Source organism: Bacteroidota bacterium, from assembly GCA_018698135.1.
GTDB lineage: Bacteria > Bacteroidota > Bacteroidia > CAILMK01 > JAAYUY01 > JABINZ01.
In genome coordinates this window covers 1-13,793 of the sequence record JABINZ010000161.1, presented here as the reverse complement: position 1 = coordinate 13,793, position 13,793 = coordinate 1, and the positions used below count along the sequence as shown (strand labels likewise).

Genomic DNA, 13,793 nt, shown 5'->3' with positions numbered 1-13,793 from the left:
CTGATTATTCATATTCGAATTTATATCCAACTCCTTTGATCGTCTTGAAATATTCATTCCCTAATTTCTCCCTCAGTTTTCGAATATGAACATCTATGGTTCGGTCTCCAACGATTACGTCTTCTCCCCAAATTGTTTTAAGAATATCATCTCTGGTAAATACTTTTCCGGGATTTGAACTAAGATAAGATATTAGTTCAAATTCTTTTCGAGGTAAAACTATATCAGTTCCATCTTTGACAACCAAATAGCGTTCCCGATTAATAATTATATTTCCAAATTGTTGAATTTGAGAGTCTTCAGTTTTGCCTACAGCATTTCGCCTAAGTAAAGATTTTACCTTACTGACAAGAATTTTGGGTTTTATAGGCTTTACTATATAATCATCAGCCCCTGCTTCCAGCCCTACAACATGAGAATAATCTTCTCCTCGGGCTGTGAGAAATGAGATAACCGTATTTTTTAATTCCATTATGTTTCTGAGTTCAGTGCAGGTTTCAACACCATCCATGCCCGGCATCATCACATCTAAAATAATTAAGTCAGGAATAATTTTTACAGCTTGCTTAATGGCTTCGTATCCATTTGATGCAGTATGTACTATATAATCTTCTTTCTCTAAATTGTATGTAAGAAATTCTAAGGTATCGCTGTCATCATCCACTAGTAAAATGGTGTTGTTTTGTATACTCATTAATAAAGTTTATAACTGTTTTTCAAGTACATTTCCCTTTAATATAACAGATCAAAATTATTATTAATTATCTAATCAAAATAGATTTAAGATTATTAAAACGTTAAATCTACTTAAATAGCTTGAAGTAAATGCATGTTAAATTCTTGAAAAGAAGCAGGGTTTCGAGTTTAATCTAAAACGCAAATTGTTTTCTTAAAAGCAATAATGAGTATAAAGTTGATAACTTCAATTAAAAGTCATCATCAATTTCTTCAACATCAGTATCCGTTGATGATATTTCATCATGCGAATGACTGCTGCCTCCAGGATTGTGTCTTCGACTTCTATAATCTGTTGATCCAGATCGTTTGTAATATTTAATAAAGCCAAAAAGCAATCTTTTTGATGTATTCAAAGTTTCCAGCATAGATTCGAGTAATTCATCATCTATATAGCCCATTCTATTTGCGAGATAAATATGAGATTCTACCTCATAAATCAGGTCGCGTGAACGGAATAAATGACGTAATGATTCTTTACCATGCTTTCGGCTGGCTGCAGCAGAAACATTGGCCGGAATGTTGGTTACGGTCCTTCTTATTTGGGCTGATAATCCGTATTGTGCTTGGTCGGAGAAATCAGCAGAAATTTCATAACAACGTTTGGCCAGCTCGATTGCTGCCTTCCAAACTTCCAGTTCTGTAATCTGCATCATAGCGGTAAATTAAGTAAGGTGTTAAGTAATCTTCTTATAGAAAGGTAGTTTTACAACTTTAGCTTGTAAAAACTTATTTCTCGATTGAATTAATAATTCTGTATCTGCTTTAGCAAAAGGTTTTGAAACATATCCCATTGCAATATTTCTACCTGAGTAAGGCGATTGAGTTCCCGAAGTGATTTCTCCAATAATCTCTTGATCACTATTAAAAATCTCCATATGCTGACGAGGAACACCTTTATCAAGTAATTCAATTCCAACTAATCTTTTGCTAACACCTTCTTCCTTTAATTTCAAATGAAAATCTTTCATCATGAAATCTTTGTTGAATTTAGTAATCCAACCTAAACCTGCTTCGATTGGGGAGGTTGTATCATCAATATCGTTTCCATAAAGGCAGAAACCAACTTCAAGACGCAAGGTGTCGCGTGCTCCTAAACCAATTGGTTTTATACCAAATTCTTCACCAGCTTCAAAGACTTTGTCCCATATCAGCCCCATGTCTTCATTTTTGCTATACAATTCAAATCCTCCTGAACCAGTATAGCCGGTAGCAGAAATTAAAACGTCTGGAATTCCAGCGAAAGTTCCATATGTAAAAGTGTAATAACTTATTTCTGCTAAATTAATATCTGTTAATTTCTGAAGAGTTTTAGTAGCACTTGGTCCTTGAACAGCAATTTGAGCAATATTTTCTGATATATTTTTTAGCTCAACATCAAATTTTTCTGCTTGTTTTGAAACCCAAGCCCAATCTTTATCAATATTTGCTGCATTAACAACAAGTAAATACTTGTCTTTATCTTTATGGTATACCAACAAATCGTCAACAATACCTCCTTTATCATTGGGAAAACAACTGTACTGAATTTTACCGGCTTCGAGAGCGGCAACATCATTAGATGTGACAAATTGAAGAAAATTCAGTGAATCTTTGCCTTCAACTGTAAATTCTCCCATATGAGACACATCAAAAACACCAACTTTATCTCTAACAGTTATGTGTTCAGCTTTAATTCCTTCGTAGTAAACAGGCATATTATATCCTGCGAATGGGACCATTTTTGCTCCAAAAGCAATATGTTTTTCAGTTAATGCAGTAGGTTTCATGTAATTGAATCAAATTAATAATTATAAAGTTGTTAATATTTTGTGTGATTAGTAGGTATTAGGTATACAAATATCGATTTTTTGCATAAATAATAGCTTTTTAAAAAATAAAAGTTCAGGAATTAATTGTAATTATCAAAAAAATACAAATAATAATTTCACTAGCTGAGTTTTTTAAGTGCTTTCCACCACCTCTCCGGAATTTCACCTTTGGTTGCCAATTCATAATCTTTATAGGAACAGGGGAATAGTTCTTTGCCAATATAGTTTTTCTTTTTGTGGCTTACAGGCACCTCCATCCACCAACGATTGCTTTTCTTACTCTTGTAAAAAACCATTTCATGTACATTGTCCTGATCAGTTGTCATGTATTTTACATAGTTATTGCTATCGTTGAATTTGCCTTCAGTAATTCGATGGTAAACACCATCAGTAAAATACCAGATCATTTGTGCGATCAGGTGTGCCGATTGTCCACGTTTATCCTTCATTGAATTGAATTCATAAAATGCAGCTGAAGCAAGATTGTTACTGGCACCAGCAATTCTGCAAATACGACATGCTTCTTCAGCAAATAATCCACTAGGCGATGGTGAGTTGCAAGCTGATGAATCAGATTGCCTGATAGCGGATATATCAAAACTCAGTAAATCACCACTTCGTACAATGGGTTCTATTTCCTCAAAGGAATCTCGAATTTTCCCCAAGCGAATAAAATCAAAATGATAGTTTTCTAATAATTTTAAAACTCTGCTATCGGTTTGATGTGATTGATAAGCCAACTGACAAAGATTGAATAAATAAGGTGGCTCTTTCATTAATATTTTTGAAAGGTAATTGTCATCTTTAACATCTCCTTCATCATCCAGATTTAAGTCTATTCTGGAATCAACACTTATAATATTCACATATCGTTCAAGATACTCAAATGCCATGTATTGTGCATAAGTTAATTCCTGGCTTGAACCAATTAAAATGGGTATCAATCCTGCACCAATAATTTCACTTAAAGTGAAACCCAGTTTTTCTTGAATTCGTCCATCTTGATAGTCAAATATGAAATTTCCCAAATCAACAAAAACAGATGCGTATTCAATTTTCGTCATCGAATAGAGGAAATTTCTAACATGATTGGCTTCGTATTTTGATTCTTCGGAAACAATGCCAATCAGGGCAATTTTCTTCCCATCCAGTAAAGGGAAACTTTGATCGAAAATGGACAGCTTGTTTATCCAACAATCAGATGAATAGTTTTTAACATCAAGTTCATCGGCAATGTGAACGGGAACGAAATTATCACTCAGACTCATGATTTCATTTTAAGATAACAAAGCTACAAATCAATACATATTTTCAATTCGAGAATTATTCACAGATGAATTTCTATTACTTCAATTTGACTCTCAAAAAATCCTCCATTATTCACTAATTTCGAGCCTTAAGATTAAAGGTTCATATGATACTGATTAGCGGAGCTACAGGATTTCTAGGTTCATATTTATTATTCAGACTGGTAAAGGAAGGGCATCAAGTCCGAGCTATTAAACGTTCAAGTAGTAATTTGAAACAGGTAAAACTTGCTTTTGATTTTTTGAATCAAAATGAATTTTCTGATTTTGAAAGCTACAATCAGCAGATAGATTGGGTGGATGCTGATTTAACTTGTCTTGCTGATTTGAAAACTTGTTTTCATGGGATTGACGAAATCTTTCATTTGTCGGCAATAGTGAGTTTTCAAGGAAAAGAAAAAGATTATTTGTTGAATGTCAATGTAGGCGCAACAAAAAATATGACGGATCTTGCTTTAGAAAACGGAGTTAATAAGTTCCATTTTGTAAGCTCCATTGCTTCTCTTGGAAGGGGGGATAAGGAAACCATTGATGAATCTGAATTTAGCCATCATAAAAAACAAGGTTCCGTTTATGGCATTAGTAAGTATATGTCGGAATTAGAGGTTTGGCGCTCGTATAAAGAGGGATTGAAAGGTGTTATTGTTAACCCAGGGGTTGTAATTGGACCAGCAGTTGAGGAAAATGAGGTCTCGAAAATATTCCGTCTCATTCAAAAAGGATTTAAATATTATACAAAAGGTGTAAATGGTTATATAGATGTAAGAGATGTTGCAGATTTTTTGTATGAATTGAGTCGTGATGAAAAATTGTATAACGAACGTTATATTTTGGTTTCTGATAATGTTAGCTACAAAGAACTATTTCAGCAGATGTATAAACATTTTGAAATACCGACCAAAGCAAAAGAGGCAAATTATTTTTTGAGTTATTTGGTTTCTATCCTTGATCGATTTCGGGCTTTTATAAGCCGGTCGAATGCCATAATTACACCTGAATTGTTGAAATTGGCAACTAGTCGATATTATTACAATAATTCAAAAGTTATAAATGCACTGAAAAAAGATTTTATTGAAGTAGAAAAATCAGTTGCAGATACATGTCAATTTCTTAAAAAAGTTTAGGTGGATTTTAAAATAATTTCAGATTATAAACCACAGGGCGATCAACCAGCAGCCATCAGTCAATTAACAAAGGGATTGATGCAAGATGAGAAATATCAGGTTTTGTTAGGAGTAACAGGTTCAGGTAAGACTTTTACCATTGCCAATGTTATTCAGGAGGTACAAAAACCAACTTTGGTATTGAGTCATAATAAAACCTTAGTGGCTCAGCTATATGGAGAGTTCAAGCAGTTTTTTCCAGACAATGCAGTTGAGTATTTTGTTTCCTATTATGATTATTACCAACCAGAAGCTTTTTTGCCTGCCAGTAATACATACATCGAAAAAGATTTAAGCATCAATGATGAAATTGAGAAATTAAGACTCAGAGCAACCTCTTCGTTATTATCAGGTCGCAGAGATGTGATTGTGGTGGCATCGGTTTCATGCATTTATGGTATTGGTAATCCAGATTCCTTCAAAGAAGCAACCATAACATTAAATGTGGGTGATGAAATCAATAGAAAACAGTTTCTGCTTCGCTTAATAGATAGCTTGTATGTACGCACCAATACTGAATTGAATAATGGAACTTTCCGAGTTGCAGGTGATGTGGTGGATATTTTTGCATCTTATGCAGAAGAGGCATTTCGTGTCAGTTTTTTTGGAAATGTAATTGAAAAGCTGGAGGCAATTCACCCCAAAACAGGACGAAGATTAGAGAAATTAGAAACTGCAGTTATATTTCCCGCAAATTTGTTTGTTACTCCACCCGATGTCATCCAAGTTGCACTGGATGAAATCAGAAATGATCTTTTGACTCAGACGTCTTATTTTGACAGTATTGAAAAGCATTTGGAATCGAAAAGACTTAACGAACGAGTGAATCTGGATATTGAAATGATCAAAGAACTGGGTTATTGCTCAGGAATTGAAAATTATTCACGATATTTCGACAGACGGCAACCTGGCGATCGTCCATTCTGTTTACTTGATTATTTTCCTAAAGATTATTTAATGATTTTGGACGAAAGTCACGTGAGTCTTCCTCAGGTAAAGGGCATGAATGCAGGCGATTTTTCTCGCAAAAGTGTGCTGGTGGATTATGGCTTTAGATTACCTGCTGCAGTGGATAATCGACCTTTGAATCTTACAGAATTTGAAAGCGTTCAGAATCAGGTGATTTATATGAGTGCCACACCAGGGCCTTATGAATTAGAAAAGACAGGAGGTTCAGTAGTGGAGCAAATTGTTCGTCCAACCGGATTAATAGATCCAATTATTGAAATAAGACCTTGCCAAAATCAAATAGATGATTTGCTTGGCGAAATTGATTTACGAGTTAAACTAGACGAAAGAGTATTGGTTACCACACTCACAAAACGGATGTCTGAGGAGTTAAGTAAGTACTTGATTAACTTAGGTATACGTGCCAGGTATTTGCATTCAGAGATTGTGACCATAGAACGCATTGAAATACTTCGCGATCTCCGTCTGGGTAAATTTGATGTGCTCATAGGGATAAACTTATTGCGGGAAGGATTAGATTTACCAGAGGTATCTTTGGTAGCCATATTGGATGCTGATAAGGAGGGTTTTCTGCGGTCTGAAACATCATTGACTCAAACAGCAGGAAGGGCAGCACGTAATTTAAATGGGAAAGTAATCATGTATGCCGACAGGATTACAGGTAGTATGCAACGAACCATTGATGAAACAAATAGAAGGCGTGAAAAACAATTGCAGTATAATTTGGAGAATAATATAACTCCAGCTAGTATCAAAAAGTCGGTTGCACAGATTTTGGAGCAGACATCCTTAGCTGATTCAAAAAAACCACATCCTATGTATTATAGCGATCCTGCTAATTTGAATTTAGTCGCAGATCCGATTATTTCCTATATGAATCAGGAACAATTGGAAAAATCTATTTCAGATACGGAAAAGAAAATGAAAAAATCTGCAAAAGAACTTGATTTTATTATGGCTGCACAATTCAGGGATGAGTTGTTTGAGTTGAGAAAGATTTTAAAGGATAGATTTTAAAAGAATAAATGTAATATGGAAAATAACAGTATAATTCGTAGTCTTAGATACACATTTGATTTAAGCGATGCCAAGATGATCGAAATATTTGGATTGGCTGATTTTAAAGTCAGCAGAACGCAAGTTTGCGATTGGTTGAAAAAAGATGATGCAGAAGGATATGAGGAATTAAGTGACAGCCAATTAGCCATTTTTTTGAACGGATTTATTAATGATAAAAGAGGTAAGAAGGAAGGTGCTCAACCAGAACCTGAAATCAGGTTAAATAACAATATTATTTTTAGAAAGTTAAAAATTGCATTGGACTTTAAGGATACCGATATTTTAGAGATTCTTGATTCGATGGATATGAAAATCAGCAGGCATGAATTAAGTGCTTTTTTCCGAAAGCCTGGTCAGAAACAATTTAGAAATTGCAATGATCAGATATTACGTAATTTCATGAATGGAATAAAGCTTAAATATCGATCAGATCCAGCCTGATTTATTTAGTTCAATCCATTATAATAGCTAATCATTTTAGCTATATCCTCTGGTTTTCTAAATTTTAATTTGTTTTCCTTTCGATAGGTCTCAACTTCCAAGGATTTATCTTGAACAAGTGAATTAATTGTTTTCTTTTTTCGTGGTAATTCATCAACTTTTCCATCAATGATAACAAAAAGCTTAATGGTTTTAACATACCTTCTTTCTTTGTGTCCAACATCTAAGGCTACATTGTAATCCGATTCAATAATTTTTACAGCTGGTTTTTCTAGTAAAGTGATTTTACCACTGCTAAGTGTTCTGAAAAATCCATGCATATATTCACTCAGTTCAAATTGCATGCAATTTACATACATATGTAAGTGCTTATTTTCATCGACAAAGGAAAAGGAATCTATCACTGATGTATGAACAATTCTAATCATGGAATCAGCATCAATTTCAATAATTTCAGAATTGATATCGTATTTACACTTCACGTTATTTATAGTATATTCTGAATTATAATACAAGGTAGTGGATGTCCATTTATCGTTCAAATAAACTGCACTAGGAATATCAATTATTTTTGGTTTAATCTCTTTAAAGAAAACATTACTTCCTGCTGAACTAAATGTCTCGTTATGAGGATTGATTTGTGGAAATGCATAAACGCTGATTAATACAAATGTTATTAAAATAATATGTTTTTTCATTTGGCTTTATTATTGATCTAAAGAGTTTGATGGTTTATATATCAATTGATCAAATATATGCATAAAGCATTAATCGAAGAATTGATTTTACACGGAAAATTATTCAGAAAAGCGGATGCCAAATAGCTTTTTGAGCTATGAAAATATTTTGAATGAGATTGCTTCTTACCTGTTAAAAAGTAGCTCCCGATATTTTGGCATTGGCCACATACGGTCATCAACAATGAGTTCCAGACGATCGATATGAGAACGAATTTTGCCCAGATACGGTATAACCACTTTGCTGTAATAGTTTGCCTTATCTAGTATTTTTTCCATATTATTCGCTTTTTTCCTTTCCTCTTTCATTTGGTCAACCAACATTTTTGCCTGACTAATTCGGTGGGATATTTCTTTAATTGTTTCCATTTGAAGTGCTGAAACAGAATTGAATTCGTCAACCGTGCAAACTTGTTTTATCCCTTTGACATTCTCAATTAACTTGGTTTGATAATTAATACACGTTGGAATTATATGATTTATAGCTAAATCACCTAAAACCCTTGATTCAATTTGAATCTTTTTTGTAAATCGCTCTAAGCGAATATCAAAACGAGCGTTAATTTCAACTTCGCTTAAAACATTGGTTTTGGTAAATAAAGCCTTGGCTTCTTTTGTGATGATAGCTGAAAAAGAATCAGGCACGTCTGTGATATTTGATAATCCTCTTTTTTCTGCTTCTTTTACCCAATTGTCGCTATATCCATCGCCTTCAAAACGAATTCTCTTGGATTTTATAATATAATTGCGCAAAACCTGAAAAATAGCTTCATCTTTTTTAACTCCTTTTTCCCGGGCTTTATTCACATCTGTCATAAATTCATTCAGCTGATTGGCCATTACGGTATTAAGTGTAATCATTGGATTTGCTGTATTGGCAGATCCTCCAACAGCTCTGAACTCAAAACGATTTCCTGTAAATGCAAATGGAGACGTACGGTTACGATCAGTATTGTCAAGTAATATTTCTGGAATTTTACCAACATCTAACTTAAGACCTGTTTTTTCATCAGGCGACATTTTCTTATTACTAACACGATTCACTATTTCATCCAGCATTTTGGTTAATTGCTGACCAATGAATACTGAAATAATTGCTGGTGGCGCTTCATGTCCTCCAAGTCGATGGGAATTGCCACTAGACATGATGCTTGCACGAATTAAATCCTGCCAATCGTGAACAGCTTTCATTGTATTAACAAGAAAAGTTAAAAACTGTAGGTTTAATTTTGGTGTTTTGCCTGGCGAAAGTAAATTAATGCCTGTATTGGTTGCTAAGGACCAATTGCAATGTTTGCCACTACCATTCACCCCTTTGTATGGTTTTTCATGGAATAGAACACGGAAGTAGTGATGTTTGGCTATTTTTTCCATGATGTCCATCAATAATTGGTTGTGATCAACTGCCAGATTCACTTCTTCAAATACAGGAGCACACTCAAATTGGTTTGGAGCTACCTCGTTATGCCTTGTTTTAATTGGAATTCCCAATTTATAGGCTTCTATTTCCAATTCCTTCATAAAGGACATGACACGCTCAGGTATTGATCCAAAGTAATTGTCGGCCAATTGCTGATCTTTTGCAGAAGCATGACCCATTAAGGTGCGTTTTGTAAGCATCAAATCAGGACGAGCATGATAAAGTGCTTCATCAACGAGGAAATATTCCTGTTCCCATCCCAGTGTGCCAATTACTTTCGTTACATTTCGATCAAATAACTGACATACTTTAACTGCGGCAGAATCAAGAGCTGTAAGCGAACGTAACAATGGTGTTTTATAATCCAATGCTTCGCCTGTGTAGGCTACAAAAATAGTTGGAATACATAGTGTTGTTCCAATAACAAATGCTGGAGATGAAGGATCCCAAGCAGTATAACCTCTGGCCTCAAAAGTATTTCGGATTCCACCACTGGGGAAACTACTGGCATCAGGTTCTTGTTGAACGAGTTTGTCGCCACCAAAACTTTCAATTACGCCACCATCTTTTGTTGGTTGAAAAAATGCATCGTGTTTTTCGGCTGTTGTTCCATGCAAGGGTTGGAACCAATGAGTATAATGAGATGCTCCACGATCAAGTGCCCATGATTTCATTCCGGAAGCAATTTGTTCAGCTACTTTTCGATCAATTTTACTTCCACTTTCAACTGCATTTTTAACACTTTCATAAGCTTCTTCAGACAAATATTCTTGCATTTTCTTTAAATCAAAAACATTGACAGCAAAATATTCTGAAGTTTTTACAGAAGGTAATTTAACATCAATAGCTTTTCTTTTCCTGATGTCTTCCAAGGCACTAAAACGTAAATATGACATTTCTATGTATAGTTTAATTTTACTCAAAAATACATAAATATCAGAGATACCCCTTTAAAAAATTGTGAACAATTGGTAAAAGTGATAAAAATTACGAACAGAGTATATTGAATAGGGGGGTGGTGCTTAAAAAAAAAGTGTTTTTCGCAAATCTTAGCTTTCGAGTTTCTTTAAAAGCTTTAAAAGTCTTTTCTTTTGAGATTCTTTCTCCAGCTGATCCAAGCGAATAGCAATTATTGTTTGAAATTCATTTTTGCAAGAACTATCAATTATTTCGAATCCTTTCTCAGCATACATAGGGAATTGATTATGCGGGCTATTCTTCAATACTTTTAGGTATAAGTTTGTACACTCGCTTTTATAAGTGTTTATTTTTGCCAGATTGACCAAGATGATGACAGCAGCATCTTTAGTAATTACAGATCCCTCATCAACTGCGTTTAATATTTTATTCAAATGAGGATATAATTGTTTTGCCTCAATATTTGAGATAGAACTCAATGCACACATACTACCCCAAATCATCCGGTTGTTGGAGCTGTTTAATAAATCAAGAAAATCATTTAAATAAGGCAAAATTAGTTCAGGTTTTACATATCCAATTTCATAAAGTACTTTAATACTATCACTTTGAATGCCCCTGTTTTGATAATTGAGCCTCTTTACAAGTTCTTTGATCTCTTTTTCATCCTTGTTGTCAGCAATCAGTTTTGCTCTTTCTTTATTTGAAAGTTCATCGTTTTCATCAAGCACGCTGGCTAAATCTGTAAATATACTCATGGTTATTTCTCAATAAGGATTCTTTTTCAAAAAATTTTAAATTTATCATGATATGAAAAAATAAAAATTGTTTTTATTTCCAACGCTCAAGTTTTGGGATATTCAAAGTGAAAAAACCTCCCATAAGGCCGGGGAACCCATTTCTTTAAGTTTTCCTTTTACTAAGGTTTTCATTTGATTGACATCAATATCAGGATTGGTAAACTCTCCATCCTGAAAACAATGACTACAATACATTATTGATTTTGTTCCATCCAAATTTGAGCCTCCTCCGGCTTCATCCTTCTTTAACGGCATCCCACAGCTTTGGCAGGATTTATATGTTTTTTCCATTTTGAGGTGTTTATATTCATTTCAAAATTACTTAGCAAGAGTTTAATTTCAGTTTAATTTTTGATATTGTATTTTCACAATTGTCTTATGCTAAATTTGTTTAACGTATATCCTTTATTCCCACCGACATATTTAGGCCACTGAAACCTTACTAGCCTCCTAAAAACAATCCTGTAAGTTCTGGAGTCCTTCTTAGTGATAGGTTTTCAATTACTTAGAGGGCTTATTGGGGTTTGTGAGGCGTATACGTACGGAAGCGGTATGCTGGTATGTGAACTGAAGAAGAACATAGGTGTTTTGTGCTATAAGATAACGATTTACTCGCATTTTTTATATAAATAATTAAACAAAAGTTCCAAGAATCGCTACGCTTAATCTTGAACCAGTTTTTGTTTTTACATGCTTGGACTAGTTGGCGTTGGTTACCCTACCTACTTTAAATATCTTATTTTATAATCTGAATAATCTATATAATCCTTTAAAATTTCTCCACCAGGTGCAATTAGTATTTTATTCTCATTTTCATATGTTGTTAGATATGATCCAAGAATCCCATTTTCTTTAGAACATAGTAGTATAACATCTAATGGTCTATCTAAATAATAATATGTCTCTTGAAATCTAAATACATATACTTCTATGCCTTCCTTCCAATTTACAATTTCCTCTACAGAAGCTTTTATAGAATACTTTTTATCTAAAATAGTTATTGGAATAGTATAATCCTCATTTAATGATTTCTTAAAATCAAAATACCTTAAATTATTTATTGAAGGATCTTTAACATTTAAGTAAAAAGCATCATTTTTAAGAAATAATTCTCCTCGAGAATCAATGGTGCAATCTTTAAGCATTATATATACATATGCTTGATACACGCATTTGCTAGAATCTTTTCCTGTAATTTTTATTAAAGGGGGGCGTTCGGAGTTAGGATTTATGACTATTTCAAATTCCTTACAATTTCTTTTACAACATATAATTCCTGCAAATATAAGTATTCCATAAAATGCCAATAAAATATTTATTTTGTTTGACATATTACTGCTCTTTTTGCTATCGAATTTTTATACTTTGTTTCATTTTGAACTTCCTCATCAGATGGTGAAGAAGTTGTCCATTCGCCATAGTAATCTTGATGATCTAGTTCATTTTTATCTTCACCAATGTTTTCTCCTTTTAATACTTTTAATCCATGATATTCTTCGTGATTTAAAGTTTTTGCAGCTTCATTAATCGGTATTTTTGCAATATATGATTCATCTTTTTCCCAATTAAACTTAGTTGTTTCTTTCCTAATTCCAATTAACATCAATGTCTTGCCCTTATTTTCTGAAAAATGTTCTTCTATTTTATCCACACTAACATTTCTAAACGCTGCCGGGTATCTTTTCTTGACTCTTTCATAATGATCAGCTGATTTTATCTCTTTGTGAAGTCCTTCATCTAAAGCGTCTTTGGGAATACCAAAATATACGACATCAACTTTATCTTGATCTTTGAGTGTTGTATGAAATTCACAACCAACTGGTGTTTCTCTTTCTACTTCAAGAACAGTTCTAAAATCTGATGAAAGGGAGCTATGGTAAAATACTTTTTCAAGTCCTTCTAATTCAATAAATGCAATAAGACTATTTTCGCTAAATGCATAAGGACTATTATAAGCATACTTAGCAGCCAACGGGTCCACTGCAAAGAACCTCCCAATCCTTGGATCCTGCATTCTGTATTTGAAGTTGACGGAATTTCCTTCTCCTTTGATTTCATCATCTATTTCCTGCCCCTGGAAACCCGAACCTATAAGTACTAACACCCTTTTAGTAATTGGTTTCCAATTACTTAGGGAGCCCATCAGAATTTGTGAGGAACGTTTTGACGGAATATTATCTATTATGTCGAGTCTAATGCAGCCCATAGCAACCATAAAGTTATCAAATTTATCCATCTTTAAGGTACATTATTTGCGCATTTATTGGCTATATTTGTGTTAATTGCTTTATCGAATATTCAAAATTGTTTCATGAAAGTCATTTTAGATATTAAAGACAATAAGGCACTTCATCTACTTGAAGTACTTAAAAGCTTGCCTTATGTGAAGATTACTTTAGAAGAGGATATTCCAGAAGAACATAAGGCCATTGT

The 13,793-nt window shown here is 33.7% G+C and carries 12 protein-coding genes and 1 pseudogene; 3 read left to right on the top strand and 10 right to left on the bottom strand.

The features are described 5' to 3' along the window. Positions 1 to 4: 4 nt before the first annotated feature. The 4 genes from HOG71_10655 to HOG71_10640 form a co-directional block, all read right to left on the bottom strand. Positions 5 to 694, bottom strand: a complete 690-nt coding sequence (locus tag HOG71_10655; protein ID MBT5991297.1) for a response regulator transcription factor — start codon at positions 692 to 694, stop codon at positions 5 to 7. Positions 695 to 926: 232 nt separating this feature from the next. After that, entirely contained in the window at positions 927 to 1,391 is a 465-nt protein-coding gene (locus HOG71_10650) for a four helix bundle protein (protein ID MBT5991296.1), read from the bottom strand. Positions 1,392 to 1,412: 21 nt separating this feature from the next. Next, positions 1,413 to 2,504 carry a glycine cleavage system aminomethyltransferase GcvT gene (gene gcvT / locus HOG71_10645; protein MBT5991295.1) on the bottom strand — a complete coding sequence of 364 codons (1,092 nt, stop codon included), beginning with the start codon at positions 2,502 to 2,504 and terminating at the stop codon, positions 1,413 to 1,415. A 161-nt stretch (positions 2,505 to 2,665) separates the two neighbouring features. Continuing rightward, entirely contained in the window at positions 2,666 to 3,814 is a 1,149-nt protein-coding gene (locus HOG71_10640) for a hypothetical protein (GenBank protein MBT5991294.1), read from the bottom strand. A gap of 146 nt (positions 3,815 to 3,960) precedes the next feature. Here HOG71_10640 and HOG71_10635 point away from each other — a divergent pair, with 146 nt between their 5' ends. Genes HOG71_10635 through HOG71_10625 form a run of 3 tightly spaced genes read left to right on the top strand, consistent with a single transcriptional unit; the run spans position 3,961 to position 7,485 of the window. Next, positions 3,961 to 4,977: an NAD-dependent epimerase/dehydratase family protein gene (locus HOG71_10635; GenBank protein MBT5991293.1), complete on the top strand. Its 1,017-nt coding sequence runs from the start codon at positions 3,961 to 3,963 to the stop codon at positions 4,975 to 4,977. Beyond that, entirely contained in the window at positions 4,978 to 7,002 is a 2,025-nt protein-coding gene (gene uvrB / locus HOG71_10630) for an excinuclease ABC subunit UvrB (protein ID MBT5991292.1), read from the top strand. Between the two features lie 15 nt (positions 7,003 to 7,017). After that, positions 7,018 to 7,485 carry a DUF1456 family protein gene (locus HOG71_10625; protein ID MBT5991291.1) on the top strand — a complete coding sequence of 156 codons (468 nt, stop codon included), beginning with the start codon at positions 7,018 to 7,020 and terminating at the stop codon, positions 7,483 to 7,485. A 5-nt stretch (positions 7,486 to 7,490) separates the two neighbouring features. On the opposite strand, the gene HOG71_10620 is transcribed toward HOG71_10625, so the two are convergent. The 6 genes and pseudogenes from HOG71_10620 to HOG71_10595 all read right to left on the bottom strand — a co-directional run bounded on the left by HOG71_10620 (position 7,491) and on the right by HOG71_10595 (position 13,596). Further along, positions 7,491 to 8,183, bottom strand: a complete 693-nt coding sequence (locus HOG71_10620) for a hypothetical protein (GenBank protein ID MBT5991290.1) — start codon at positions 8,181 to 8,183, stop codon at positions 7,491 to 7,493. A 165-nt stretch (positions 8,184 to 8,348) separates the two neighbouring features. Further along, positions 8,349 to 10,538: a glutamine synthetase type III gene (locus HOG71_10615; GenBank protein MBT5991289.1), complete on the bottom strand. Its 2,190-nt coding sequence runs from the start codon at positions 10,536 to 10,538 to the stop codon at positions 8,349 to 8,351. A 153-nt stretch (positions 10,539 to 10,691) separates the two neighbouring features. Further along, a complete protein-coding gene (locus HOG71_10610) occupies positions 10,692 to 11,318 on the bottom strand; it encodes a hypothetical protein (GenBank protein ID MBT5991288.1) in 627 nt (208 codons plus the stop codon). 73 nt (positions 11,319 to 11,391) lie between these two features. Beyond that, positions 11,392 to 11,651, bottom strand: a pseudogene (locus HOG71_10605) (hypothetical protein). Positions 11,652 to 12,082: 431 nt separating this feature from the next. Further along, positions 12,083 to 12,691 carry a hypothetical protein gene (locus HOG71_10600; GenBank protein MBT5991287.1) on the bottom strand — a complete coding sequence of 203 codons (609 nt, stop codon included), beginning with the start codon at positions 12,689 to 12,691 and terminating at the stop codon, positions 12,083 to 12,085. After that, a complete protein-coding gene (locus tag HOG71_10595) occupies positions 12,676 to 13,596 on the bottom strand; it encodes a hypothetical protein (GenBank protein ID MBT5991286.1) in 921 nt (306 codons plus the stop codon). The genes HOG71_10600 and HOG71_10595 overlap by 16 nt, the downstream gene beginning before the upstream one ends. Positions 13,597 to 13,793 lie beyond the last annotated feature (197 nt).